Consider the following 22257-nt stretch of genomic DNA (forward strand, 5'->3'; position numbering starts at 1 on the left):
AAATCGTATAATGAGAGAGTTTGGGAAAAAGGAGGAGAAAAAAATGAATGCAAAAAGATGGATTGCATTAGTGATTGCCCTGGGGATTTTCGGCGTGTCCATCATCGTCAGCATCTCAATGAGTTTCTTTGAAAGCGTCAAAGGCGCTCAAACGGATCTCACATCACTGACGGATGAATCGCAGGAAAAGACGCTGGAAAACGGCAGTCTCTCAAGTAAAATTGCCGTACTGGAGGTCAGCGGCACCATTCAGGATAATGGGGATTCAAGCAGTCTGCTCGGTTCAGACGGATATAACCACAGAACGTTCTTAAAAAACCTTGAGCGTGCAAAAGATGACAAAACGGTCAAAGGCATCGTTCTGAAGGTGAATTCTCCGGGCGGCGGAGTATATGAAAGTGCTGAAATACATAAGAAGCTGGAAGAAATCAAGAAAGAAACAAAAAAACCGATTTACGTGTCGATGGGATCGATGGCAGCATCTGGCGGCTATTACATCTCAACGGCGGCTGATAAGATTTTTGCGACACCGGAAACCCTGACTGGGTCACTCGGCGTCATTATGGAAAGCGTCAATTATTCAAAGCTTGCTGATAAGCTCGGCATTTCTTTTGAAACGATTAAGAGCGGGGCTCATAAGGATATTATGTCTCCTTCCCGTGTGATGACGAAAGAAGAAAAGAACATCATGCAATCCATGGTTGATAATTCGTATGAAGGCTTTATTGATGTCATTTCTGAAGGCCGCGGCATGTCGAAATCAGAGGTGAAGAAAATTGCGGACGGACGCGTGTATGACGGACGGCAGGCGAAAAAACTGAATCTCGTTGATGAGCTTGGTTTTTATGATGATACCATTTCAGCGATGAAAAAGGATCATAAGGATTTGAAAAACGCCTCTGTCATTTCTTACGAGGAAAGCTTCGGATTAGGCTCACTGTTTTCCATGGGCGCGAACAAAATGTTTAAGAGTGAAATTGATTTTCTGAATATGAGAGAAATTCTTTCACAATCCGGTTCGCCGAGAATGATGTATCTCTATGCGAAGTAGGAGGGATCAATAATGGATGTGACATATGAAGAGTTAGAGCGCAATGACATCAAAAGCCCACAAGAAGCGGAGCAGCTGACACACGCCTATGCCGGCTTTTGGGTTCGTTTCTGGGCTTTCCTGCTTGATTGGCTCGTTGTATGGGGATTAAACCATTTGCTTGTTTCTCCCCTCTTTACCGTATTGGATCTGCCGAAAACATCCGGTATGTTTACCTTCTCGGCCTACAGTGTGACTACGCTTGTTGTTTACCTTGCCTATTTTGCGCTGATGACAAAGTTTTTCAGGCAGACGCTTGGAAAAATGGTGTTCGGCCTCAAAGTGGTTTCTGTGAAGCCGGATCGCAAACTGACATGGAGCACAGTGATTTTTCGTGAAGTAGTCGGACGGTATATTGATAAGATTTGGATTTTATATATCGTCGTTGCTTTTTCACCCACAAAGCAGGGGATTCATGATTATATTGCGGATACGACTGTGGTGCATGAAAAACTCTATAGCAAATAACCGATAAACCCGGACCTCGTCCGGGTTTATTTTTTTCTGGTTTGGCGATAATGCTCCTAGAGGAAGTGAAGAATATGGTATATGTGCTGACAGCCATTTTTATTCTCATAGGTATCGTGCTGCTTCTCAGAATGAAAGTTCATGTCGCTGCAGAGTATCTTCACACTGATGATAACGACAAAATGACCTTGAAGATCACGACGCTGTTTGGCCTCATACGGATCAAAAAAACAATCCCGGCGATTAAGGTGAATAAAGAGGACGGAACAGTTGATATCAAACAAAAATCAACTTCGAAAGTGAAAAAAAGCAGCAGTAAGAAAAAAGTTTCGTTTGATGATGTACAGCAAGGCATTAATAAAATCGAAATGCTTCTGCATCAGGTCACCAAATTACGGAAAATCAGCGCGTCTTTTCTGGCGCATTTGCATATCACAAAACTCGAATGGGTCACAGTTGTCGGAATTCATGACGCGGCAGTGACAGGTGTATTAACAGGTGCTGTATGGGGTGTGAAAGGCGGTATCGCTGCGATGCTGTATGACCATCTGGATTTTGTGAATAAACCCGTCTATCAAGTGATTCCATCGTTTCAAGTCCCGGTCTCCAAGACCCATTTTCAGTGTATATTCTTTTTTCGCTTTGGACATGCTATGCTTGCAGCTTTCAAATTCGTCAAATACGGACGGGAGCTATCCGTATTAAAGAAGAATCCGTCGTCCCGAATGACTTCAAAGAATGATTCATCAGTTTAAGGAGGAAGCGTATATGGCAGACCATCCCATCCAAGGTTTAATGAAAACCGCAATGGAAAACTTGAAGGAAATGATTGATGTTAACACCATTATCGGAGATCCGGTTGAAACGCCGGATGGAAGCGTCATTTTAACCGTTTCTAAAGTTGGATTCGGATTCGCCGCAGGCGGAAGCGAGTTTGGCGGAAAGCCGGCAGAAAAGAAATCGGAAGACGATGAGACAAGAGAACAAAAACTTCCTTTCGGAGGCGGAAGCGGGGGCGGTGTGTCTATTACGCCGATCGCGTTTTTAATTGTCGGATCGACAGGAATCAGAATGCTTCATTTAGATGAAAATACCCATTTGATTGAGAAAATTTTAGACGCAGCCCCTCAAACCCTTGAACGCATCCAGCAAATGTTCAAGAAAAATAACAAGAACCAAGGTCAGGGCCAAAATCAAAACCAAATGAACAATATGAATTATTAAAGAAAGGTTAACTGCGGCGCCGCAGTTAACTTTTTTTTGGCATAAACTTTGCAGTTTGCAGGAAACTTTACTATGATAGAGACATACATACAAAAGGGAGGAATTATAATGGCTGAAATTACATTTAAAGGCGGTCCGGTTACACTCGTCGGACAAGAAGTGAAAGTAGGAGATCAAGCCCCTGATTTCACAGTGCTGACTAACAGCCTTGAAGAAAAATCGTTAGCTGATATGAAAGGAAAGGTAACGATTATTTCTGTTATCCCTTCAATTGATACAGGTGTTTGTGATGCGCAAACACGCCGTTTTAACGAAGAAGCTGCAAAGCTTGGAGATGTTAACGTCTATACAATCAGTGCAGACCTTCCATTTGCACAAGCGCGCTGGTGCGGTGCTAACGGAATTGATAAAGTGGAAACACTGTCTGACCACAGAGATATGTCATTTGGCGAAGCATTCGGTGTGTATATTAAAGAACTTCGTCTGCTTGCACGTTCCGTATTCGTGCTTGATGAGAACGGAAAAGTCGTTTACGCTGAATATGTAAGCGAAGCAACAAACCACCCGAACTATGAAAAGCCAATTGAGGCTGCCAAGGCATTAGTGAAGTAAGCACGGAAAAAAGCTCCAGGCTGCCGCCGGAGCTTTTTTCATGGCAAGGAGGAACATATATGCAAAAAGACCATGTAGGTGCGGTTTACGAGCTGTTAAACGAAGCCGCGATCATGATAAAGAATGAATTGCAAATTTCATATATAGAGGCGCTGGCTGAAGCGGGAGAAATGTATTTTCTTGAAAAAACAGATCAGTTGAAACTGCCTGATGAGAAAGCCGAACAGCTTCAGGCTCTGCTAGAAAAAGCGGAATTCGGCACATATGAGCACGAGTGGGTGCGCAAAGCTTTTCAGCTTGCCGTCCTGAAGGGATTGAAAGATATCTCCCATCCGAACAGACAAATGACGCCGGATACGATCGGGCTTTTCATCAGTTATTTGGTGAATAAGTTTATGGCGGACAAAAAGGAACTGACGGTTCTTGATCCGGCAGTAGGAACAGGAAACCTTCTGTTCACCGTGCTGAACCAGCTGTCTGAAAAAACGGCAAATAGCTATGGCATTGAAATTGATGATGTGCTGTTGAAGATCGCGTATGCCCAAGCGAACCTTCTGAAAAAAGAGCTTGAGCTTTTCCATCAGGACAGCCTTGAGCCGCTGTTTATCGATCCTGTTGACACGGTCATATGCGATCTGCCAGTCGGCTATTATCCGAATGACGAAGGAGCAGAAGCGTTTGAGCTTAAAGCTGACGAAGGCCATTCCTTCGCTCATCATCTGTTTATTGAACAAAGCGTCAAGCACACCAAACCGGGCGGCTACTTATTTTTTATGATCCCGAATCATTTATTTGAGAGCTCCCAAAGCGACAAGCTGAAGCAGTTTTTCAAAGATAAAGTTCATATCAACGCGCTTTTGCAGCTGCCAAAATCCATTTTTAAAGACGAGGCTCATGCCAAAAGCATCCTTGTGCTTCAGAAAAAAGGAGAGGAGACAAAAGCGCCGGGCCAAATTCTGCTTGCGAATCTTCCGTCTTTCTCCAATCAGAAGCCGATGCTTGACATGATGGCACAATTGGATGCGTGGTTTAAAAAAGAAAAATAGATGTTAAATAGCAGCTTAGGCAGCCGTCATACGATGGATGCTTAAGCTGTTTTTATTTGTGCACTTGAAGACAAGACCGGCGAATTGAATCCCGCATTGAAACACAAAATACAGAAAGAAAAACTGCAAATTGTAAGCGTTCGTTAACACGAAATCTATAGATGATATGTCTGAAAATAACGACTTCTCGTTGTAAGCGTTATCAATACACAAGTTGACTTGAAATGCCGACATGACAATGTTTAAATGGAAAAGTCAGATATTTTTCGGAGAAGATGATGATATTCACCGGGAAAAAAGTACGAAAAACGAAGTTGTTGATACAGAGTATAAAGGAGCGTCAATCATGTCCAAAATTATTGCAATTAACGCAGGAAGCTCGTCTTTGAAATTTCAGCTTTTCGAAATGCCTTCAGAAACCGTTTTAACGAAGGGTTTAGTTGAACGAATTGGTATCGCCGACAGCGTATTCACGATTTCTGTAAACGGCGAAAAAAATACAGAAGTAACTGATATTCCGGATCATGCGGTAGCTGTTAAAATGCTGCTGAACAAGTTAACGGAATTCGGCATTATTAAAGATTTGAATGAAATTGACGGAATCGGCCACCGCGTCGTGCACGGCGGAGAAAAATTCAGTGATTCTGTTTTATTAACTGATGAAACCATTAAGGAAATTGAAGATATTTCTGAATTGGCACCGCTTCACAACCCGGCAAATATCGTTGGAATTAAAGCGTTCAAAGAAGTGCTTCCAAATGTTCCAGCGGTTGCTGTTTTTGATACGGCATTCCACCAAACAATGCCTGAGCAGTCTTACCTGTACAGCCTGCCGTATGAATACTATGAAAAGTTCGGCATCCGTAAATACGGCTTCCACGGCACTTCACATAAATATGTGACTGAGCGCGCGGCAGAGCTTCTCGGCCGCCCGTTAAAAGACTTACGCCTGATTTCCTGCCACCTTGGAAACGGCGCAAGTATTGCTGCTGTTGAAGGCGGAAAATCAATTGATACATCTATGGGCTTTACGCCGCTTGCAGGTGTTGCAATGGGTACACGCTCTGGAAACATCGACCCTGCCCTGATCCCATACATCATGGAGAAAACAGGCCAGACAGCTGACGAAGTACTGAATACATTAAACAAAAAAAGCGGCCTGCTCGGCATCTCCGGTTTCTCAAGCGATCTTCGTGACATCGTTGAAGCAACGAAAGAAGGAAATGAGCGCGCGGAAACTGCTCTTGAAGTCTTCGCAAGCAGAATCCACAAATACATCGGTTCTTACGCTGCAAGAATGAGCGGTGTTGATGCGATCATCTTTACTGCCGGTATCGGTGAAAACAGTGTGGAAGTCAGAGAACGCGTGCTTCGCGGCTTAGAATTCATGGGCGTATACTGGGATCCTGCGCTTAATAACGTGCGCGGCGAGGAAGCTTTCATCAGCTATCCGCATTCTCCAGTAAAAGTCATGATCATTCCGACTGATGAAGAAGTTATGATTGCGCGCGACGTTGTCCGTTTAGCAAAATAAATCGCATGAAAGCACATTCTCTTGAATGTGCTTTTTTGTTGATGCATGATAGTGACAGACAGAAAAAAATAAAAGAGGTGGGCCAATGAGCGTTCAAGAGCATAAACAGGAAGCTCCCGATATCGTTCGGTGCAAAGTGATTACAGTCAGTGACACGAGGACAGAAGAAACGGATAAAAGCGGCAAGCTGATGATCTCGTTTTTAGAAGAAGCCGGTCATCACATTGCTGCACATGAAATTGTAAAAGACGAAAAGGATGCTTTGCAGCGGGCAGTGCTTGCGGGCTGCATGGATGAACAGACAGACGCGGTTCTCTTAAACGGAGGGACAGGCATAGCAAATCGAGACGTCACAATTGAGGCCATCACGCCATTGTTTTCGAAAGAGCTGCCCGGCTTTGGAGAAATATTCAGGATGCTGAGTTATACAGAGGATATCGGCTCTGCCGCAATCATGTCGAGAGCCACTGCTGGTGTCATCCAGCATACTGCTGTTTTCTCGACACCAGGCTCAAGCGGCGCGGTAAAGCTGGCAATGAATAAGCTGATTATTCCCGAACTTGCACATGTAGTCAGAGAAATCAGAAAAGACAAGTAAATGAATAAATACTACGAAACTTCACCTGGAAATTTAGGTGAAGTTTTTTTATAAAAGGCTTGAAAAAAAGAAACGTACTTGTTAAAGTGTATACATACAAAATGTATTTTTATTAAATATAATTTATTTTTATACAAAAAAAGAAACACGGTTGAGAGGGGATTTTTATCATGTCAGAACAGAAAAAAGTCGTATTAGCATACTCAGGAGGTCTTGATACTTCCGTCGCAATAAAATGGCTTCAGGAGCAAGGATATAATGTAATCGCCTGCTGTCTGGACGTCGGTGAAGGCAAAGATTTGGCATTTGTTCAGCAGAAAGCGCTGGAAGTCGGCGCGACAAACTCCTACGTGATCGATGCAAAAGAAGAATTTGCACAGGACTACGCGCTTATCTCTTTACAGGCCCATACGATGTATGAAGGAAAATATCCGCTCGTTTCGGCATTATCTCGACCGCTGATTGCGAAAAAACTTGTTGAAATCGCGGAAAAAGAAGATGCACAGGCGATTGCGCACGGATGCACAGGGAAAGGAAATGACCAAGTTCGTTTCGAAGTATCCATTAAATCATTAAACCCTGACCTTGAAGTTATCGCGCCGGTTCGGGAATGGCAATGGTCACGTGAAGAAGAAATTGAATATGCATCAAGCCGCGGCATTCCGATTCCGATCAATCTTGACAGCCCGTATTCTATTGACCAAAACCTGTGGGGACGCGCAAATGAGTGCGGCATTTTAGAAGATCCATGGGCGGCGCCGCCAGAAGGTGCATACGATTTAACAGCTCCGCTGGAAAAAACGCCGGATACGCCGGAAGTGATTGAAATTGCATTTGAACAAGGTGTGCCTGTATCCATTGATGGCGTATCCTACTCGCTTTCTGAACTGATTTTGAAGCTGAATGAAATGGCAGGCGCACACGGTGTCGGACGTATCGACCACGTGGAAAACCGTCTTGTCGGCATTAAATCCCGGGAAGTATACGAATGCCCTGGTGCGATGACACTCATCAAAGCGCATAAAGAACTGGAAGATCTAACCCTGGTTAAAGAGGTAGCCCACTTTAAACCGATCATTGAGCAAAAAATGTCAGAAATCATTTACAACGGCTTATGGTTCTCACCGTTAAAAGACGCGCTGCATGCTTTCTTAAAAGAAACGCAAAAACATGTCACAGGCATTGTCCGCGTGAAGCTGTTTAAAGGCCATGCGATTGTAGAAGGTCGTAAATCAGAATACTCTCTATATGATGAAAAACTTGCAACATATACAAAAGACGATGCGTTTGATCACCATGCGGCAATCGGATTTATCGAGCTTTGGGGACTTCCGACAAAAGTGAACAGCATCGTGAAAAAGAAGGAGCAGATTAAAGCATGAAGAAGCTTTGGGGAGGCCGATTTCAAAAAACACCGGAAAAATGGGTCGACGAGTTCGGCGCGTCCATATCATTTGACCAACATTTAGTCACTGAAGACATTACAGGGTCTCTCGCACATGCTGCCATGCTGAAAAAATGCGGTATCCTGACAGCGGAAGAAGAGCTGAAAATCCGTGAGGGACTGAAAACCCTTCTGCAAAAAGCAGAGGAGGGAGCATTGGAATTCTCAGTAGATTATGAAGATATTCATTTGAACATTGAGAAAATGCTTATTGACGAAATCGGCCCTCTTGGCGGCAAACTGCATACTGGCAGAAGCCGGAATGACCAGGTCGCGACTGACATGCATTTATACTTGAAACATCATGTCGGCCACATCATTGAGCTGATTGAGGCATTCCAAAGCGTGCTGATCGAAAAGGCGGAAGCGAATATCGAAACGATTCTGCCTGGCTACACACATCTGCAGCGCGCCCAGCCGATTTCATTCGCTCACCATTTGCTTGCGTATTTCTGGATGCTTGAGCGCGATAAGGAGCGTTTTCAAGATTCAATGAAGCGGATTAACAAATCTCCGCTTGGCTGCGGGGCGCTTGCGGGAACAACCTTTCCAATCGACCGTGATTATTCAGCAGAACTGCTCGGTTTTGACTCTATTTATGAAAACAGCCTGGACGGCGTCAGCGACAGAGATTTCATTTTGGAGTTTTTAAGCAACAGCAGTATGCTGATGATGCACCTATCCCGTTTCTCTGAAGAAATCATTTTATGGTGCTCTCAGGAGTTTAAATTCATCGAGCTTGACGATACGTACGCAACAGGAAGCAGTATGATGCCACAAAAGAAAAACCCTGATATGGCAGAGCTGATCCGCGGAAAAACGGGACGCGTATACGGTGACATGATGGGGTTGTTTACGCTCATGAAAGGTCTTCCGCTCGCTTACAACAAAGACCTTCAAGAAGACAAAGAAGGCATGTTTGACACAGTGAAAACGGTTGAAGGCAGCCTGCAAATCTTCACAGGCATGATCCAAACAATGACTGTAAACAAAGAGGTCATGAAGCAAGCAACAAAACAAGACTTTTCAAATGCGACAGAACTGGCCGACTATTTAGCAAAAAAAGGAATGCCGTTCAGAGAAGCGCATGAAGTGGTTGGAAAACTTGTGTACACATGCATCGAAAAAGGGATCTATTTAAGCGATATGCCGTTTGCCGATTTTAAGCAGGCAAGCACGCTCTTCGATGAAGAGATTTACACTGTGTTAGACCCTTACCACGCAGTTGAAAAAAGAATGAGCGCCGGGGGCACCGGATTCAAACAAGTGGAGCAGGCGCTTAAAAAAGCGAAAGCTTGCGTGGCAGCAGGAGTTTGTTAAAATTTCCTTCATAAAATCCCGTCATTACAGCCAACCTACCTCTATAATGATGGGAGGCAGAAGAATGAAAAAAGAACCGGAACGCTATATATATGATGAACAAGAAAGCCAGGAGACAACAAGGCTCATTTCAGAAGCATATCAAAGCGGTTATGTCGATATGCATGATCAGGAGCCTTCATCTTCTGCAGAATAAGCTGTCTGTACAGGCAGCTTTTTTGTATGTCAAAGTGTAAAAAGTGATATTGAAGGCCTTTTATAGTAAAGTAGAAGAAGAAACACTTTATTGAAAGCGGCGACGTTGCTTTGGGAGGTATTCATGTGCGACATGCTTTAATTACTGCCGGTTCGAAGGGTTTAGGCCGCAAAGTGACTGAAACGTTGCTTGCAAAGGGGTATTCAGTAACAGTCAATTACAGACAGGACGAGGAGGCTGTCAGCCGCCTAAAGGAAGCCTGTCCTGATTGTCTTGACCGGCTGCAATTTGTAAAAGGTGATGTCACCAAAAAAGAAGATCTGCTGCGTATTGCAGAGGTAGCCTTAAACCGCTTCGGAAGGATCGACTTTTTGATTAACAACGCGGGACCATACATATTTGAACGTAAAAAGTTAGCCGATTATACTGATGATGAATGGTACGGCATGCTGGAAGGTAATTTAAGCGCCGTCTTTCATTTATTCAAAGCGGTTATTCCTATTATGAGAAAACAGCAATTCGGACGCATTATCACGTACGGATTCCAAGGTGCGGCGCACGCGCCCGGCTGGCTTCACCGGTCGGCATTTGGCGCTGCGAAAGTGGGTTTGGCTTCTTTGACGAAGACCATTGCCATTGAAGAAGCCGAATTCGGCATAACTGCCAACATGGTTTGCCCGGGTGACATTGTCGGCGACATGAAGGAAGCATCAATAGAGGAAGCCAGGAAGCGAATCGGCAAGGAAAAAACGCCGATAGGAAGATCTGGCACAGGCGAGGATATCGCCCGGATTATCGCTTTCTTGTGTGAGGAGAACTCAGACCTTGTGACAGGCACTGTCATTGAAGCCACCGGAGGTCTCAATGTCATTAATAAGAATCAAACAACATAAGTTTTTCAGCTTTTTAAAAAGGGAAAATAAACAAATCAAAATAACGTGACGAGGTGAAAGAAATGAAAGTGACATATCACGGACATTCTGTAATCACAGTGGAAACGAAGGATCACCATATTATATTTGATCCGTTTTTGACAGGGAATTCGTTAACGGATGTAAAACCGGAGGATGTAAAAGCAGACGTCATTTTATTGACGCACGGCCACAATGACCATGTCGGCGACACTGAGCAAATTGCCAAGCAAAACAACGCGCTGGTTGTAGCTCCGAACGAGCTCGCCGTGTACCTAGGCTGGAAAGGCTTGAATGTTCATCCGATGCACATCGGCGGCTCCCGCCAGTTCGATTTTGGAAAAGTGAAGCTCACACAGGCCTTTCACGGATCAGCCATCACAGATGAAGAAAACAAAACGATCACTTACACAGGCATGCCAGCCGGTATTTTGCTGACAGTAGAAGATAAAACTATTTTCCACGCGGGCGATACGGCTCTTTTCTCTGATATGAAACTTATTGGCGAATTGAATCATATTGACATTGCCTTCCTGCCGATTGGCGATAACTTTACGATGGGGCCTGAAGACGCCAAGCTTGCCGCTGAATGGCTGCGCGCAAAACAGGTCGTGCCGGTGCATTACAATACATTCCCGGTCATCGAACAAGACCCTGAGGCCTTCGCTGACAGCCTGCCGGGCGGAGTCGGTAAAGTCATGGCGGTCGGTGAGACGATCGAGCTCTAAACGGATGAAAACATCTCCTGATTTCTCAGGGGATGTTTTTTTTATTTTCTCCGCTCATTGCGTATAAATCCTCCGAAACCTTATAATAAAAGCAGAAGACTGTCCTTAGAGGTGAAACGCTTGGCAACGAAGCATGAACAAATTTTAACATATATTGATTCACTGCCTGTCGGTGAAAAAATTTCTGTGCGAAGAATTGCAAAGGAAATGAAAGTAAGCGAAGGGACCGCGTACAGAGCGATCAAGGAAGCAGAGAATAAAGGGTTTGTCAGCACGATTGAACGTGTAGGCACAATCAGGATTGAACAAAAGAAAAAAGAGAATATTGAAAAGCTTACATATGCAGAAGTCGTAAATGTCATAGACGGACAGGTGCTCGGAGGCCGGGCCGGACTCCATAAGACATTGAATAAATTCGTCATCGGCGCGATGGAGCTGGACGCAATGATGCGTTACACCGCAGCGGGCAATCTTTTGATTGTCGGAAACAGAATCAATGCACACAGACAGGCGCTCGAAGCGGGTGCGGCTGTATTGGTGACCGGGGGTTTTAACACGGATGACAGCATTGTACAGCTGGCAGATGAGCTTGAGCTGCCGATTTTATCCACAAGCTATGACACCTTTACAGTCGCCGCAATGATCAACCGGGCGATTTATGACCAGCTGATCAAAAAAGAAATTGTCCTGGTGGAGGACATCTTAACGCCTGCTGACCGTACGGTATATCTTTCGCCTAAGGATAAACTTGAAAAATGGTATGAGAAAAACTTTGAAACGGGGCACGGCCGGTTCCCGGTTGTCGACGACCAGATGAAAATCCATGGCATCCTGACATCAAAAGATATTGCCGGCCATGACCGAAACGCACCTATCGAAAAAGTCATGACTAAAAATCCTGTTACGGTTATTGGGAAAACCTCTGTCGCCTCAGCGGCGCAAACGATGGTATGGGAAGGGATCGAAGTGCTTCCCGTCACTGACGGCCACCAAAAACTGATCGGCATGATCAGCCGCCAAGACGTGTTAAAAGCGCTTCAAATGATTCAAAAGCAGCCGCAGGTCGGGGAGAAGCTTGATGATATCGTTTCAAGGGGATTTAAAGATGAGGGTGATGATAAAGAGGATCAAACGGTTTACGAGTATGAAGTCACGCCGCAGATGACAAACCAGCTCGGAACAATTTCTTATGGTGTGTTTACGACCATTTTGACGCAAGCGGCAAATCGGTTTTTGCGCTCGAAAAAACGCGGCGAGCTCGTCATCGAAAGCATCACCATTTTCTTTTTGAAGCCTGTGCAGATGGAATCGGTCATCGAAGTCAAACCGCGCATTTTGGAGGCTGGCCGAAAGTTCGGAAAAATGGAAGTTGAAGTGCACAGCCAAGGCCATATCGTGTCAAAAGCGATGCTGATGGTTCAGCTGATGGAAAGAAGCTAAGGGACGTTTCAGGCGCCCCTTACGCGTGATCTCTTTCAGCTTCTTTGGCGTGAAGGGGATAGTAATGCCTGTAGGCTTTATAACCTGCCCAAGCGCTTCCTGCTCCTATAACGATAAAGATACCGCCAATTACTAACGTTAATACAGAATGAAATAATATCATTTGGTTGAGCCCGTAGAACAGGACCAGTGACCCTAAGGCCATGCTTGATTTTGCTGAACAGATTTCTTTCTCCAAAGATTGCTTAGCCCGAACGCCTTTTACTTTATAGTACACATAAAAGCAGGCTGAAAGCCCAATCAAAAAAACAAGAACCAGCATAAATGAAATCCTCCATCGTAAAAGTTTACAAACCCATTCTATACAAAAACGGGCTTGGTTTTGACGTTATTTTTCTTTTCCGTCGGCAGAGAATGTGATTTAATGAATAAAAACAATAAAGGAGTATCAAATGAAAACAGAACTGATCAGAACCATATCATTATATGACACGATTATCTTACATAGACATGTGCGTCCTGATCCGGATGCCTACGGATCACAGTGCGGCCTTACAGAAATCCTGCGTGAAACATATCCTGAAAAAAATATTTTTGCGGTGGGCACGCCTGAACCGTCCCTCTCTTTCTTATATTCCCTTGATGAGGTGGACAATGAAACATATGAAGGCGCACTTGTCATTGTCTGCGATACGGCAAATCAGGAAAGAATCGACGATCAGCGTTATCCTTCCGGCGCCAAACTGATAAAAATCGACCACCATCCGAACGAAGATCCATACGGTGACCTTCTCTGGGTCGATACAAGCGCCAGCTCAGTAAGTGAAATGATTTACGAGCTGTATTTAGAAGGAAAAGAGCACGGCTGGAAGCTGAATACGAAAGCGGCAGAGCTCATCTACGCCGGCATCGTCGGAGATACCGGACGCTTCTTATTTCCGAATACAACGGAAAAAACATTAAAATATGCAGGCGAGCTCATTCAGTATCCATTCTCTTCCTCAGAGTTGTTTAATCAATTGTATGAAACAAAACTGAATGTGGTGAAGCTTAACGGCTATATCTTTCAAAATGTGTCATTGTCCGAAAACGGTGCAGCTTCTGTTTTTATCAAAAAAGATACGCTTGAAAAGTTCAGCACAACGGCTTCAGAAGCGTCACAGCTCGTCGGGACGCTTGGGAATATCTCAGGTATTCGCGCTTGGGTGTTTTTCGTAGAAGAAGACGATCAAATCAGAGTCAGATTCCGTTCGAAGGGGCCTGTCATTAACGGACTTGCCCGAAAATATAATGGCGGTGGGCATCCGCTTGCTTCGGGCGCCTCTATTTACAGTTGGGATGAAGCTGATCGGATTTTAGCTGATCTGGAAGCATTATGTAAAGAACACGAGTAGAGGGGAGACCCTCTCTCTTAGTGTTCATCTGTGACAGGGATGAACCAGCAGCCAAAATCAGTAAGGTCCTCATAGACTTGGAGATTGTGAGATTGAAGTTCTTTTTTGATGAGGGAAGCGAGTGAGTGTGTTTCGGCATATGCAGAAAAACCTTGTCTGAGCCGGGCTGCTTGATCTTTTGCTAACTGACGGTCACTGTAAACCTCCATTTCCCTTCCTCCTTCCTTTCGCCATTAAGCCTCACATATAGTTTATAAAAAAGAATGGGAAAAAGCGACAGAAGTTTGGAGAATTTAAAAAAAATCCATAATTATGTGGCGAATGATATTTCAAGTTCTACTGTCAATCTTGTATAAATCGTTAATTCCTTGACGGTTGCCTCGTATTTTTTTTCATTGATCATATACACTTTATTTTCGATTGTCCGTTTTAAAAGATCTTTTGTTTGATAGACGCTCTCTATGTCTTTTGTAATCACCTCTGAAATATCATCCTTTACATGCTCCTCGAATTTCGTTTTATCCGGCTGTGATATTTTATATTTATCCCCATTCAGCAATTTAACGCTGACGCTTTGAATCAGCAGTTTTCTTTTATTATCTTCATTCAGTTTATGGAGGTCTTCCTGATAGATCGAAATTTGATTGTTCAAGTCTTTTACATGCTCTTTTTGTTTTTCGATGAGGCTGACCTGCTCCTCTTGGAATGTTCCGTAAGTAAACAGGAAAAAGAACCAGCTGATTACGGCTCCGCACATCATTCCTGCGAAAAAGCGCTGCCACCCCGGTTTTTTGTAATGCTGGGGGACCCTCATGAAGAAAGATGCTCCTGAGTCAGCCATGAAATAATGAGCCAGCCGCTTTGCGCACCGCCCATGGCCGAGATAATCAATAGAAGCTGCTTAAAGATATCTCTCGTATTGCCTTCAAGAATGCCTCGTTCAAAGCTGTATACCGCATCAAAGGTGCCTCCGATAGCTGCGACAAGCGCCCAAATTTTTAACCGGTTCGCAAGCTTTGTAATCGCCGTAAGCGGGGCTTCGCCTGCCAAATATGCTCCGAGCCCTCCGATGAGTGCGCCCCCGATCAGCACCCCTAACGCAATGAAGTAACTATTAATAAAATTCACCATAAATCCTGCTTCCTGATCCATCTTTATCACCTCACCTTTTATATCATATTGAGCTTTCAGGACAAGTATGATGAGTAGTCGAAAAAGAACATTTGTTTCTTTTGGAAACCGGACTTATAATGAAGAAAGAAATGGATCGTAAGGAGAAAGAGGTGATAGCATGTCTTTTGTTCACCTGCAAGTGCATAGCGGGTACAGCCTGCTAAACAGCGCCGCGGCTGTGGAAGAGCTCGTCAGTGAAGCTGAGAGGCTCGGATATGCGTCTTTGGCGCTGACAGATGATCATGTCATGTACGGAGCTATTCAATTTTATAAAGCATGCAAGGCGAGAGGAATTAACCCGATAATCGGTTTGACGGCTTCTGTTTTTACAGATGATAACGGGCTTGAAGCCTACCCGCTCGTCCTGCTGGCCAAATCAAATACAGGCTATCAAAACCTGCTGAAAATCAGCAGCGTCCTGCAATCGAAATCAAAAGGCGGGCTAAAGCCGAAATGGCTTCACAGTTATCGAGAAGGCATTATCGCAATAACGCCCGGCGAAAAAGGATATATTGAAATGCTACTTGAAGAAGGGCTGTTTGAACAGGCTGCTCAAGCCGCACTTGAATTTCAGTCTATATTCGGAAAGGGAGCTTTTTATTTCTCCTATCAGCCTTTTAAAGGGAATCAAGCCTTGTCTGAGCAGATTCTGCGTCTGTCTGAAGAAACGGGTATCCCTGTAACGGCTACAGGCGATGTGCATTACATAAGGAAAGAAGATAAGGCTGCCTACCGCTGTCTGAAAGCGATTAAAGCAGGTGAAAAACTGACGGATGCACCCGCCGAAGACCTTCCTGATCTCGATTTGAAACCGCTCGAAGAAATGCAAAACATTTATCGAGAGCATCCCGAAGCACTGCAAGAATCTGTTGAGATCGCGAAACAATGCCGGGTTGATGTCAGCCTCGGGCAGACCCGTCTCCCGTCTTTCCCGACTCCAAACGGAACGTCCGCTGATGATTATTTAACGGACATCTGTATGGCAGGACTCCGCAGCCGTTTTGGCACGCCTGATGAACGATATCTTCGCCGTCTTCAATATGAGCTTGGTGTCATCAAGCGGATGAAATTCAGCGATTACTTTCTGATCGTATGGGATTTTATGAAGTATGCCCATGATAAAGGGATCGTCACGGGACCGGGAAGGGGTTCTGCGGCAGGCTCTCTTGTGGCTTATGTGCTGTATATCACAGATGTTGACCCGATTAATCATCATCTGCTGTTTGAACGATTTTTAAATCCCGAACGTATCAGTATGCCGGATATTGATATTGACTTCCCGGATACAAGAAGAGATGAAGTCATCCAATACGTTCAGCAGAAATACGGTGCGATGCATGTTGCGCAGATTATTACCTTTGGAACACTTGCAGCAAAAGCGGCGCTTCGGGACGTCGGCAGAGTATTCGGCGTAAGCCCGAAGGAAGCAGATCAGCTTGCAAAACTCATTCCTGCAAGGCCGGGCATGACACTGGATGAAGCGAGAAAGCAGTCGCCGCAGCTGGATAAAAGGCTTCGGGAGTCAAGCCTGCTTCAGCAAGTCTATATGGTTGCTCGAAAAATAGAAGGGCTGCCAAGGCATACATCAACCCACGCAGCAGGCGTTGTCCTGAGTGAAGAACCATTAACAGATGTTGTTCCTCTTCAGGAAGGGCACGAAGGGATATATTTGACGCAATACGCGATGGATCATCTTGAAGACTTGGGCCTTTTAAAAATGGATTTCTTAGGTTTGCGGAACCTGACTCTGATCGAGTCCATCACTTCAATGATCGAAAAAGAAGAAAACATCAAAATAGATCTTTCAAGTATTTCCTACCGTGATGACAAAACGTTCTCCTTGCTGTCAAAAGGCGATACGACAGGGATTTTTCAACTTGAATCTGCAGGGATGAGAAGCGTCTTGAAACGGCTTAAACCTTCAGGCTTGGAAGATATTGTGGCGGTCAATGCGCTGTACCGGCCCGGTCCGATGGAAAATATTCCGCTATTTATCGACCGTAAACATGGTCGGGCGCCTGTTCACTATCCTCATGAAGATTTAAGGAGCATCTTGGAAGATACGTATGGCGTCATTGTGTATCAGGAGCAAATTATGGTGATTGCTTCTCGTATGGCAGGATTTTCTTTAGGCGAGGCGGACTTGCTCAGACGTGCAGTCAGCAAAAAAAAGAAAGACATTCTTGACCAAGAGCGAAGCCATTTTGTTGAAGGGTGCTTAAAAAAGGAGTATTCTGTAGACACTGCAAATGAAGTCTACGATTTAATCGTCAAATTCGCAAACTATGGCTTCAACAGAAGCCATGCTGTGGCATACAGCATGATCGGCTGCCAGCTTGCGTATTTGAAGGCTCATTATCCGTTATATTTTATGTGCGGATTGCTGACAAGCGTCATTGGCAATGAGGATAAAATAGCTCAATATCTTTACGAAGCAAAGGGGAGCGGGATTCGTATCCTTCCTCCGTCAGTGAACAAAAGCAGCTATCCGTTTACAGTTGAAGACGGAGCTGTCAGGTACAGCCTCCGTGCGATAAAAAGTGTAGGCATCTCAGCAGTCAAAGATATATATAAAGCAAGAAAAGAGAAACCATTTGAAGATCTTTTCGATTTCTGCTTTCGCGTGCCGTCAAAAAGCGTAAATCGCAAAACGCTAGAAGCACTCATATTTTCTGGTGCGATGGACGAATTCGGCCAAAACCGGGCCACGCTGCTCGCATCCATTGATGTTGCTTTGGAACATACTGAGCTATTCGCCGCGGACGATGACCAAATGGGATTGTTTTTAGATGAATCGTTTTCAATTAAGCCGAAGTATGTGGAGACTGAGGAGCTTCCGCTTGTGGATTTACTTGCGTTTGAAAAAGAGACGCTCGGCATTTATTTTTCAAATCATCCGCTCTCTGCCTACCGAAAACAGCTGGCTGCGCACGGGGCAGTGTCCATTCTGCAAGCCCAGCAGGCTTTCAAAAGGCAGCTTTCTCTCGGAGTTCTGCTGTCGAAGATCAAGACGATTCGGACGAAAACAGGTCAAAACATGGCGTTTTTAACGCTCAGTGACGAAACCGGCGAAATGGAAGCCGTAGTCTTTCCTGAACAATTCAGACAGCTTTCTCCCGTTTTAAGAGAAGGCGCTCTTTTGTTCGCGGCGGGAAAATGTGAAGTAAGGCAGGATAAGGTCCAATTTATCATGTCCCGGGCAGAATTATTAGAAAATATGGATGCAGAAAAAGCGCCATCGGTTTATATAAAAATAGAAAGCAGTCAGCACAGTCAGGAGATCCTGGCAAAGATTAAGCGCATTTTGCTGGAGCATAAAGGGGAAACAGGCGTTTATCTCTATTATGAAAGGCAGAAACAGACGATTAAGCTTCCTGAGTCGTTTCATATCAATGCGGATCACCAGGTGTTATATCGCTTAAAAGAGCTGTTGGGTCAAAAAAACGTCGTTTTAAAACAGTGGTAACGAGTCACTTTTTGTTATACAATTGGAGCAATTATGTGATCCTGTTTAAATATTCAGATAGATCAACTCCGCAGAATGCAGCAATCAACGCAGCAGTTTACGAATCAAAAAATATCCATAAGGAGTGTTTAGGAGAATGTCATTAAGAGAAGAAGCATTACACCTGCATAAAGTCAATCAGGGGAAACTGGAGTCTAAATCGAAAGTAGAAGTCAGAAACGCGAAAGATTTAAGTCTTGCGTATTCCCCGGGTGTTGCAGAACCGTGTAAGGATATTCATGAAGACATTAACAAAGTATATGATTATACAATGAAGGGGAACATGGTAGCAGTTGTAACTGACGGTACAGCTGTGCTTGGCCTTGGAAATATCGGCCCTGAAGCCGCGCTTCCTGTCATGGAAGGGAAAGCTGTTCTATTCAAAAGCTTTGCAGGCGTGGACGCGTTCCCGATTGCTTTAAACACAAACGATGTTGATAAAATCGTTGAAACTGTTAAATTGCTTGAACCGACATTTGGCGGCGTCAACCTTGAAGATATTGCAGCGCCAAACTGCTTTATCATTGAAGAACGCCTCAAAAAAGAAACAAACATCCCGGTTTTCCATGATGATCAGCACGGTACTGCCATTGTAACGGTAGCAGGTCTTGTAAACGCGCTGAAACTGTCTGGAAAATCCATGTCATCCATTAAAGTTGTCGCAAATGGCGCCGGCGCAGCTGGTATTGCGATTATCAAGCTTCTTCACCATTACGGCGTGCGTGACATCGTGATGTGCGATTCAAAAGGAGCGATTTATGAAGGGCGTCCGGAAGGCATGAACGATGTCAAAAATGAAGTGGCGAAATTCACAAACCAAGACCGCAAAGACGGTTCTCTGAAAGATGTCATCGTTGATGCTGACGTGTTTATCGGTGTGTCTGTAGCAGGAGCGTTAACAAAAGAAATGGTTCAAAGCATGGCAAAAGATCCTATTATCTTTGCGATGGCAAATCCAAATCCGGAAATTATGCCGGAAGATGCGCGTGAAGCTGGCGCAAGCGTTATTGGAACGGGCCGTTCTGACTTCCCGAACCAAGTAAACAATGTTCTAGCATTCCCTGGTATTTTCCGCGGTGCGCTTGACGTTCGTGCCACTCACATTAACGAAGAAATGAAAATCGCAGCAGTTGAAGCCATTGCTTCACTGGTTTCAGAAGATGAGCTTAGCGCAGACTACGTTATCCCTGCACCGTTTGATAAACGTGTTGCGCCTGCCGTTGCGAAAGCTGTTGCAAAAGCGGCGATGGAAACAGGTGTTGCAAGAATCACTGTTGACCCTGAGGAAGTCGCAGAAAAAACGAGAAAACTTACGATTATTGGTGAATAATTTTAATTCATTCCAAAAATGGCAGCGCGTTGGCGGAGTCCGGCGCGCTGTTCTCAAGTTAAACTGGCGGCTGAAATTTTTTTAATGGCTGGTCTTAAAAAAATTTCAGCCGTGTTTAACATTATTTTTGAATACGCTGCCAATCCTGTTATTTCAACGTCTTATCTGAATTCATCCGAACCTTTCCGAACACGTCATCGAATAAAAAGTTGTCGAATTGAGGATGACAGCGTTTGACAAAAAAAGTACAATAGTTTCGGTAAAGTTATTAGCAAGTCTATCTGATTGATGACATGCGGTGAAGAGAACCCTTCACAAAAGGGAGGTAATCATTTGTTAAAGGATATATTCACGAAAAAGAAAAAGTATGCTTCCGTACCGTCTGATCAAGCGAAGCACGATGTTCCGGAAGGCATTATGACAAAATGTCCTAAGTGTAAAAAAATCATGCTCACTAAAGAGTTGGATAAAAATATGCGGGTATGCATGAACTGCGATTATCATTTCCCAATGAACGCAAAACAACGTATCGAAAGCTTGATGGATGAACAATCCTTTGAGGAATTCAATCAGGGAATGTTATCGGAAAACCCGCTTGGGTTCCCGGGATATCTGGAAAAGCTTGAAAAAGATCGCGAGAAAACATCCTTAAACGAGGCTGTTGTGACAGGCAAGGGCACCATCGGCGGACACCCGGCTGTTGTCGCAGTCATGGATTCTTCATTCAGAATGGGCAGCATGGGTTCAGTCGTCGGTGAAAAAATCACGCTTGCGATTGAAAAAGCAAAAGCTGATAAAGTTCCGTTTATTATTTTTACGGCTTCAGGCGGCGCTAGGATGCAGGAAGGCGTATTAAGTTTGATGCAGATGGCTAAGACAAGCTCTGCCTTAAAACTGTTCAGTGAAGAACAAGGCCTCATTATCTCAGTGATGACGCATCCGACTACCGGGGGCGTATCAGCAAGCTTTGCATCCCTTGGCGATTACAATTTCGCTGAGCCTGGCGCGCTGATCGGTTTTGCCGGAAGACGGATTATTGAACAGACAATAGGAGAAAAACTGCCAGAGGACTTCCAAACGGCTGAATTTTTATTAAAACATGGACAGCTTGATGCGGTTATTCACCGCGACGATATGAAAAAAACGTTAGAGAATCTGCTGGATATGCATCAAACAGGAGGTGACATAGAGTGGCTGCAAGATTAGAATTTGAAAAACCGGTGATTGAACTGCAAACCAAAATCGCCGAACTAAAAAAATTCACCCAAGATTCCGATATGGATCTAAGTGCGGAAATCGAACGGCTCGAAGATCGTCTCGCTAAGCTTCAGGATGATATTTACAAAAATCTGAAGCCTTGGGACCGTGTTCAAATTGCGCGTCTGGCGGACCGTCCGACAACGCTTGATTATATCGAACAACTGTTTACCGACTTTTTTGAATGTCACGGAGACAGAGCGTACGGGGACGATGAAGCCATTGTCGGCGGGATTGCGAAGTTCCATGGCCTACCTGTAACGGTTATCGGGCATCAGCGCGGCAAAGACACGAAAGAAAACCTAGTCCGCAATTTTGGGATGCCTCACCCTGAAGGCTACCGAAAAGCGCTTCGTCTCATGAAACAGGCTGACAAATTCAACCGACCGATTATCTGTTTTATTGATACGAAGGGAGCATACCCTGGACGAGCAGCGGAGGAAAGAGGACAAAGCGAAGCCATTGCCAAAAACCTGTTTGAGATGGCCGGCCTTCGAGTGCCTGTTATCTGCATCGTCATCGGTGAAGGCGGAAGCGGCGGAGCCCTTGGTCTGGGTGTAGGTAATCACTTGCATATGCTGGAAAACTCTACTTATTCTGTTATTTCTCCGGAAGGTGCCGCGGCACTTTTATGGAAGGACTCCAGTCTTGCTAAAAAAGCAGCAGAAACAATGAAAATCACTGCGCCGGATTTAAAAGAATTAGGTATTATAGATCATATGATAAAAGAAGTAAAAGGCGGAGCGCATCACGATGTAAAGCTGCAGGCAAGCTATATGGACGAAACCCTTACACAATCGTTAAAAACTTTGCTGAAGCTGAGCGAAGAAGAATTAGTTCAGCAGCGCTATGAAAAATATAAAGCAATTGGCAAAGTCTCGGTTGAAGATCAATATATCGGGGCAAACTAAATAAACGTGAAGCCTTTGGCTCACGTTTATTTTTTGTGACATTCTTTAAAATTTATTTAAAAACAATTTATTTAAT

23 protein-coding genes are annotated in these 22257 nt (G+C 44.5%); 19 read left to right on the forward strand and 4 right to left on the reverse strand.

Annotated features, from left to right (window positions below; all coding sequences use genetic code 11):
• Nucleotides 1-43 precede the first annotated feature (43 nt).
• The 14 genes from sppA (at nt 44) to Q5C82_RS08415 (ending at nt 12611) form a co-directional block, all read left to right on the forward strand.
• Nucleotides 44-1051, forward strand: a complete 1008-nt coding sequence (sppA, locus tag Q5C82_RS08350; RefSeq protein WP_003223499.1) for a signal peptide peptidase SppA — start codon at nt 44-46, stop codon at nt 1049-1051.
• Nucleotides 1052-1063: 12 nt separating this feature from the next.
• Nucleotides 1064-1558, forward strand: coding sequence for an RDD family protein (locus Q5C82_RS08355; protein WP_003223500.1), 495 nt, complete (start codon nt 1064-1066; stop codon nt 1556-1558).
• A gap of 74 nt (nt 1559-1632) precedes the next feature.
• A complete protein-coding gene (locus Q5C82_RS08360) occupies nt 1633-2313 on the forward strand; it encodes a DUF2953 domain-containing protein (RefSeq protein ID WP_003223502.1) in 681 nt (226 codons plus the stop codon).
• Nucleotides 2314-2326: 13 nt separating this feature from the next.
• Entirely contained in the window at nt 2327-2782 is a 456-nt protein-coding gene (gene ytfJ / locus Q5C82_RS08365; protein WP_003223504.1) for a GerW family sporulation protein, read from the forward strand.
• A gap of 108 nt (nt 2783-2890) precedes the next feature.
• The gene (gene tpx, locus Q5C82_RS08370) at nt 2891-3394 is read left to right on the forward strand and encodes a thiol peroxidase (protein WP_003223506.1); all 504 of its coding nucleotides are present in this window, start codon (nt 2891-2893) and stop codon (nt 3392-3394) included.
• A 59-nt stretch (nt 3395-3453) separates the two neighbouring features.
• Nucleotides 3454-4440 carry a class I SAM-dependent methyltransferase gene (locus Q5C82_RS08375; protein ID WP_003223507.1) on the forward strand — a complete coding sequence of 329 codons (987 nt, stop codon included), beginning with the start codon at nt 3454-3456 and terminating at the stop codon, nt 4438-4440.
• A 346-nt stretch (nt 4441-4786) separates the two neighbouring features.
• On the forward strand, nt 4787-5974 hold the full coding sequence (locus tag Q5C82_RS08380; RefSeq protein WP_003223511.1) for an acetate kinase: 1188 nt from the start codon (nt 4787-4789) through the stop codon (nt 5972-5974).
• An 85-nt stretch (nt 5975-6059) separates the two neighbouring features.
• Nucleotides 6060-6572: a molybdenum cofactor biosynthesis protein B gene (locus Q5C82_RS08385; protein WP_003223512.1), complete on the forward strand. Its 513-nt coding sequence runs from the start codon at nt 6060-6062 to the stop codon at nt 6570-6572.
• A gap of 170 nt (nt 6573-6742) precedes the next feature.
• On the forward strand, nt 6743-7954 hold the full coding sequence (locus Q5C82_RS08390) for an argininosuccinate synthase (protein WP_003223513.1): 1212 nt from the start codon (nt 6743-6745) through the stop codon (nt 7952-7954).
• The gene (gene argH / locus Q5C82_RS08395; RefSeq protein WP_003223515.1) at nt 7951-9336 is read left to right on the forward strand and encodes an argininosuccinate lyase; all 1386 of its coding nucleotides are present in this window, start codon (nt 7951-7953) and stop codon (nt 9334-9336) included. Before Q5C82_RS08390 ends, argH begins: the two co-directional genes overlap by 4 nt.
• A 64-nt stretch (nt 9337-9400) precedes the next feature.
• Nucleotides 9401-9532 carry a hypothetical protein gene (locus Q5C82_RS08400; RefSeq protein WP_003223517.1) on the forward strand — a complete coding sequence of 44 codons (132 nt, stop codon included), beginning with the start codon at nt 9401-9403 and terminating at the stop codon, nt 9530-9532.
• Nucleotides 9533-9657: 125 nt separating this feature from the next.
• A complete protein-coding gene (locus Q5C82_RS08405; RefSeq protein ID WP_003223520.1) occupies nt 9658-10425 on the forward strand; it encodes an SDR family oxidoreductase in 768 nt (255 codons plus the stop codon).
• A 62-nt stretch (nt 10426-10487) separates the two neighbouring features.
• Nucleotides 10488-11171, forward strand: a complete 684-nt coding sequence (locus Q5C82_RS08410) for a metal-dependent hydrolase (RefSeq protein ID WP_003223523.1) — start codon at nt 10488-10490, stop codon at nt 11169-11171.
• A gap of 120 nt (nt 11172-11291) precedes the next feature.
• Nucleotides 11292-12611, forward strand: a complete 1320-nt coding sequence (locus Q5C82_RS08415) for a CBS domain-containing protein (protein ID WP_003223527.1) — start codon at nt 11292-11294, stop codon at nt 12609-12611.
• A gap of 19 nt (nt 12612-12630) precedes the next feature.
• On the opposite strand, the gene Q5C82_RS08420 is transcribed toward Q5C82_RS08415, so the two are convergent.
• Nucleotides 12631-12933 (reverse strand): YtpI family protein, encoded by a 303-nt coding sequence (locus tag Q5C82_RS08420; protein WP_003223529.1) that lies wholly within the window; start codon nt 12931-12933, stop codon nt 12631-12633.
• Nucleotides 12934-13063: 130 nt separating this feature from the next.
• On the opposite strand from Q5C82_RS08420, the gene nrnA reads away from it, so the two are divergent.
• Nucleotides 13064-14005: a bifunctional oligoribonuclease/PAP phosphatase NrnA gene (gene nrnA / locus Q5C82_RS08425; RefSeq protein WP_003223531.1), complete on the forward strand. Its 942-nt coding sequence runs from the start codon at nt 13064-13066 to the stop codon at nt 14003-14005.
• 17 nt (nt 14006-14022) lie between these two features.
• Here nrnA and Q5C82_RS08430 read toward each other — a convergent pair whose 3' ends face one another.
• The 3 genes from Q5C82_RS08430 to ytrH all read right to left on the reverse strand — a co-directional run bounded on the left by Q5C82_RS08430 (nt 14023) and on the right by ytrH (nt 15157).
• The gene (locus Q5C82_RS08430) at nt 14023-14214 is read right to left on the reverse strand and encodes a hypothetical protein (protein WP_003223533.1); all 192 of its coding nucleotides are present in this window, start codon (nt 14212-14214) and stop codon (nt 14023-14025) included.
• A gap of 101 nt (nt 14215-14315) precedes the next feature.
• Entirely contained in the window at nt 14316-14819 is a 504-nt protein-coding gene (gene ytrI / locus Q5C82_RS08435) for a sporulation membrane protein YtrI (RefSeq protein WP_003223535.1), read from the reverse strand.
• Nucleotides 14816-15157: a sporulation membrane protein YtrH gene (gene ytrH, locus Q5C82_RS08440; protein WP_003223537.1), complete on the reverse strand. Its 342-nt coding sequence runs from the start codon at nt 15155-15157 to the stop codon at nt 14816-14818. Before ytrH ends, ytrI begins: the two co-directional genes overlap by 4 nt.
• Nucleotides 15158-15296: 139 nt before the next feature.
• On the opposite strand from ytrH, the gene dnaE reads away from it, so the two are divergent.
• From dnaE to accA, 4 genes are all read left to right on the forward strand, one after another.
• Entirely contained in the window at nt 15297-18644 is a 3348-nt protein-coding gene (gene dnaE / locus Q5C82_RS08445; protein WP_003223539.1) for a DNA polymerase III subunit alpha, read from the forward strand.
• Nucleotides 18645-18780: 136 nt separating this feature from the next.
• A complete protein-coding gene (gene maeB, locus Q5C82_RS08450; protein ID WP_003223541.1) occupies nt 18781-20013 on the forward strand; it encodes an NADP-dependent malic enzyme in 1233 nt (410 codons plus the stop codon).
• A 333-nt stretch (nt 20014-20346) separates the two neighbouring features.
• Entirely contained in the window at nt 20347-21219 is an 873-nt protein-coding gene (gene accD, locus Q5C82_RS08455; RefSeq protein WP_003223544.1) for an acetyl-CoA carboxylase, carboxyltransferase subunit beta, read from the forward strand.
• Nucleotides 21204-22181, forward strand: a complete 978-nt coding sequence (gene accA / locus Q5C82_RS08460) for an acetyl-CoA carboxylase carboxyl transferase subunit alpha (protein WP_003223545.1) — start codon at nt 21204-21206, stop codon at nt 22179-22181. Before accD ends, accA begins: the two co-directional genes overlap by 16 nt.
• The last annotated feature ends 76 nt before the right edge of the window (nt 22182-22257 follow it).

Source organism: uncultured Bacillus sp., assembly GCF_958411575.1.
GTDB lineage: Bacteria > Bacillota > Bacilli > Bacillales > Bacillaceae > Bacillus > Bacillus spizizenii.

Excerpts from the sequence above, each read along its gene's own strand:
- tpx (WP_003223506.1), top strand. The coding sequence starts at position 2,891 with ATGGCTGAAATTACATTTAAAGGCGGTCCGGTTACACTCGTCGGACAA.
- Q5C82_RS08390 (WP_003223513.1), top strand. The coding sequence starts at position 6,743 with ATGTCAGAACAGAAAAAAGTCGTATTAGCATACTCAGGAGGTCTTGAT.
- Q5C82_RS08400 (WP_003223517.1), top strand. The coding sequence starts at position 9,401 with ATGAAAAAAGAACCGGAACGCTATATATATGATGAACAAGAAAGCCAG.
- sppA (WP_003223499.1), top strand. The coding sequence starts at position 44 with ATGAATGCAAAAAGATGGATTGCATTAGTGATTGCCCTGGGGATTTTC.
- argH (WP_003223515.1), top strand. The coding sequence starts at position 7,951 with ATGAAGAAGCTTTGGGGAGGCCGATTTCAAAAAACACCGGAAAAATGG.
- Q5C82_RS08430 (WP_003223533.1), bottom strand. The coding sequence starts at position 14,214 with ATGGAGGTTTACAGTGACCGTCAGTTAGCAAAAGATCAAGCAGCCCGG.
- Q5C82_RS08385 (WP_003223512.1), top strand. The coding sequence starts at position 6,060 with ATGAGCGTTCAAGAGCATAAACAGGAAGCTCCCGATATCGTTCGGTGC.
- Q5C82_RS08375 (WP_003223507.1), top strand. The coding sequence starts at position 3,454 with ATGCAAAAAGACCATGTAGGTGCGGTTTACGAGCTGTTAAACGAAGCC.
- Q5C82_RS08380 (WP_003223511.1), top strand. The coding sequence starts at position 4,787 with ATGTCCAAAATTATTGCAATTAACGCAGGAAGCTCGTCTTTGAAATTT.
- Q5C82_RS08355 (WP_003223500.1), top strand. The coding sequence starts at position 1,064 with ATGGATGTGACATATGAAGAGTTAGAGCGCAATGACATCAAAAGCCCA.
- Q5C82_RS08410 (WP_003223523.1), top strand. The coding sequence starts at position 10,488 with ATGAAAGTGACATATCACGGACATTCTGTAATCACAGTGGAAACGAAG.
- ytfJ (WP_003223504.1), top strand. The coding sequence starts at position 2,327 with ATGGCAGACCATCCCATCCAAGGTTTAATGAAAACCGCAATGGAAAAC.
- maeB (WP_003223541.1), top strand. The coding sequence starts at position 18,781 with ATGTCATTAAGAGAAGAAGCATTACACCTGCATAAAGTCAATCAGGGG.
- ytrI (WP_003223535.1), bottom strand. The coding sequence starts at position 14,819 with ATGAGGGTCCCCCAGCATTACAAAAAACCGGGGTGGCAGCGCTTTTTC.
- dnaE (WP_003223539.1), top strand. The coding sequence starts at position 15,297 with ATGTCTTTTGTTCACCTGCAAGTGCATAGCGGGTACAGCCTGCTAAAC.
- Q5C82_RS08420 (WP_003223529.1), bottom strand. The coding sequence starts at position 12,933 with ATGCTGGTTCTTGTTTTTTTGATTGGGCTTTCAGCCTGCTTTTATGTG.
- nrnA (WP_003223531.1), top strand. The coding sequence starts at position 13,064 with ATGAAAACAGAACTGATCAGAACCATATCATTATATGACACGATTATC.
- Q5C82_RS08360 (WP_003223502.1), top strand. The coding sequence starts at position 1,633 with ATGGTATATGTGCTGACAGCCATTTTTATTCTCATAGGTATCGTGCTG.
- ytrH (WP_003223537.1), bottom strand. The coding sequence starts at position 15,157 with ATGGATCAGGAAGCAGGATTTATGGTGAATTTTATTAATAGTTACTTC.